3 protein-coding genes and 1 tRNA gene are annotated in these 2,962 nt (G+C 35.4%); 1 reads left to right on the forward strand and 3 read right to left on the reverse strand.

The genetic code is table 11. The annotated features are described in order from the left end of the window. Positions 1–12: 12 nt before the first annotated feature. Both ACFO6W_RS18180 and ACFO6W_RS18185 read right to left on the reverse strand, forming a co-directional pair. Complete coding sequence (locus ACFO6W_RS18180) at positions 13–165, reverse strand: Arm DNA-binding domain-containing protein (protein WP_379999018.1); 153 nt, start codon at positions 163–165, stop codon at positions 13–15. A 240-nt stretch (positions 166–405) separates the two neighbouring features. Further along, positions 406–479, reverse strand: a tRNA-Asp gene (locus ACFO6W_RS18185). Positions 480–1,022: 543 nt separating this feature from the next. Here ACFO6W_RS18185 and ACFO6W_RS18190 point away from each other — a divergent pair. Continuing rightward, positions 1,023–2,132 (forward strand): universal stress protein, encoded by a 1,110-nt coding sequence (locus ACFO6W_RS18190; RefSeq protein ID WP_379999020.1) that lies wholly within the window; start codon positions 1,023–1,025, stop codon positions 2,130–2,132. Positions 2,133–2,248: 116 nt separating this feature from the next. On the opposite strand, the gene ACFO6W_RS18195 is transcribed toward ACFO6W_RS18190, so the two are convergent. Then, on the reverse strand, positions 2,249–2,665 hold the full coding sequence (locus ACFO6W_RS18195; protein ID WP_379999022.1) for an energy transducer TonB: 417 nt from the start codon (positions 2,663–2,665) through the stop codon (positions 2,249–2,251). Between the last annotated feature and the right edge of the window lie 297 nt (positions 2,666–2,962).

Genomic DNA, 2,962 nt, shown 5'->3' on the forward strand with positions numbered 1-2,962 from the left:
TTTTTTCAGGGGTCAATTTAGATTTGGCACGAGGGGGCAACGCTCACTGGATTTTCCATCGCCATTTACTGTAATACGTAAATAAATAGAGGCTTCTCCGTTTTTAAGAAGCCGATGCTTTCTGATAACATAAAGCAAACTGAACGTTGTTTGAATTGCATTCATGGGCTTGAAATTTTACTGTTACAAAATTACTTGTTACAGTTCATTTGAAAGCTATGCAAAATTCTGAAAATCAACGAATAGAAACCCTAATCGTGGGCAAAAACAGGATATTAAAAAAGCCCACGAATTGTACCGTGAATAGTGCGTTAATTTGCTATTTTTCGTGGGCAATGGCTAAAAAGAAAAAGGTCTGAAAGTATTGACTTTCAGACCTTTGCTTCGATTTGCTTTCGCTTTTTGCGGTATGGACGGGACTCGAACCCGCGACCCCCTGCGTGACAGGCAGGTATTCTAACCAGCTGAACTACCACACCGTTTTTTGAGGTTGCATTTTCTCTCAAATGCGATGCAAAGATAGGATAAGGATTTGAATCCTGCAATAGGTTTGAGAAGATTTTTTTAATAAAATTTCAATACACTGCCTTTCAGATGATTAAAATTGGGCATATGAGTACAAATTATTTCCCGCGAATAATAATGAATACATATTAAGGATAAAATCAGCAATACTTTTTTCGTTTCAGGCTAAAAAAACACAAAATATAATATCCAGGATAAAATATTTTAGCATTAGAAAAGACTACCGTGAAGAATTCAGGCTGACCTGATCCACTAATAGGGTCACCAAATCCATGATAAATACGATAAAACACAGAACAATCGTTACAATATATTTCTAATGGCAAAAGTTAGTAAAACCTTGTTTCTTTTTGTTAAAAAGATATGAATTCATTAGTCATATTCACAATTGTTTTTAGTAAATTTGTTAGAAAGGAATCAGTGATCAGTATTAGATTTCTCAACACTCAATCCGGATCACCTTTATAATAGATTGTAAAACTAAAAAACAAACAGATATGAACGATAAACTGATTACATTAGCCATTCATACGCCCGAAAAGGCACGTATCCTGAAATACACACTCGAAGATATGGGCGTGGATTCTATACTTGTAGATCTAAGTGATAAGGAAGAAAATGGCTCCAATGCCATAGCTGTGCGAATAAGTGAAGCCGACCTCACCAAAGCCCTTACGATCATAGAAAATACGCAGCTTTTTCGCTACGATGACAAAAAAATATTTAAAATTGATGATGGACGAAAGCGCATACTCGTGCCTATCGACTTTTCTATCTATTCGCTAAAGGCCTGCCGGGCTGCTTTTGCTGTTGCCCACAAAATAAACGCTAAAGTAAAAATATTGCATGTATACAAAATACGTTATCCAATAACATTTCCATTCGCTGACAACACAAATGCAGACGACGCAGACGATATGCTCGGCAATGCACGAAAGCAAATGCTGGACTTCTGCTACGATATAGACAAAAAAATTTCAGAAAAGGAATTTCCATCGGTAAACTATTCTTATTCGTTGCGTGAAGGCATGGTAGAAGAAGAAATAGATAATTTCATTGATGAATACAAACCGACACTTCTCGTTTTGGGGACAAAAGGAAAAAGCAATAACCGACAGAATATATTAGGGAATGTCACTGCCGATATTATAGAAATGACAAATGTACCTGTAATGGTAGTCCCCGAAAATTCTCAATTTAAAACCATAGAAGATGTAAAACATATCGCATTTCTTACATCCTTGCAAAAAAGGGATCTGGATACTTTTGACCATTTTGTTAATATGCTGAGACCATATCCGACTGTACGGATTACATTAACCCATGTAAATGTAAAAAATAAAACAGGGGATAAATGGACAGAAAACGAATTGGCCGGAATGAAAGATTATTTTGTTCGGAAATATCCGGAACTGAATGTGGGCTATAAATTGATAGACGGCCCCGATATGACAGAAGCTATGGATCAATTTGTGAGAGGAGAAAAAGTAAACTTAGTGATACTGAATACCAAACGAAGGAATCTCTTCGGACGTATTTTCCTGCCAAGCGTATCCCGTAAAGTTCTTACTAATTTTGAAGTTACCCTACTTATATTCAGGGGATAACGGCCTTTTATACCAATAATTAATTGACAAGGGTTCCGATATTTGTATAAAATATGCCGGAACTTTTTTATCCGTACACTCTAAAATAAAGTATTATCCATAAAAATAAAAAGAGGTCAACGCTTGAATCTAAATAATATTGGAATCTTAAATATTACGGGTATATTTTCTCCTTTATATTCAGCTGGTATCCAGTCTGGCATTAACGAAACCACCCTAACCGCCTCAGCATCGCAGGAAGGCGATAAACTATTCAGCACCTTTACATTTGTAACTTTACCCGTTTTTGATATCATAAACTCTATAAGCACTGTTCCTTGTATACTGTCTTTAACAGCATCCTCCGGATATCTTAAGAATGTCATAATGAAAGTCTGAAGACGTGCCTCGCCCCCTATAAATTGGGGCATTTTGACCTTAAACCCGGCATTAACAGAATCTTGGTAAGTCATCTTACCGGATTTATTTTCTTGTGCCACAATAGACAGACAACCAACGAAGAAAAATAACAAAACTATTATAATAGATTTCATAGTATATAATTAAGACCTTTCCGATACACTATTGCCCCTAACACACTAATAAACAATAAATAAGCAATAAGCAGCAATAAATTGATCAATAACAATCCAATAAATATACTTAATTTTTCTAAACTTATAACCAGATGTAAAAACAAAAAACACTTACAGTTGTTCTATACCCAGATTAAGGAAATCAGATAGGACATCAGAAGGTAAATATTCCGGAAATAGGAAAGGGAGTGTCCTACCAGGAGTGGTCGGAAGAAATATCTTCCGACTATTTTTTTATATAATCATTTGATATTA

Origin of the sequence: Dysgonomonas termitidis (assembly GCF_042654545.1) — a bacterium.
GTDB lineage: Bacteria > Bacteroidota > Bacteroidia > Bacteroidales > Dysgonomonadaceae > Dysgonomonas > Dysgonomonas termitidis.

Excerpts from the sequence above, each read along its gene's own strand:
- ACFO6W_RS18180 (WP_379999018.1), bottom strand. The coding sequence starts at position 165 with ATGAATGCAATTCAAACAACGTTCAGTTTGCTTTATGTTATCAGAAAG.
- ACFO6W_RS18190 (WP_379999020.1), top strand. The coding sequence starts at position 1,023 with ATGAACGATAAACTGATTACATTAGCCATTCATACGCCCGAAAAGGCA.
- ACFO6W_RS18195 (WP_379999022.1), bottom strand. The coding sequence starts at position 2,665 with ATGAAATCTATTATAATAGTTTTGTTATTTTTCTTCGTTGGTTGTCTG.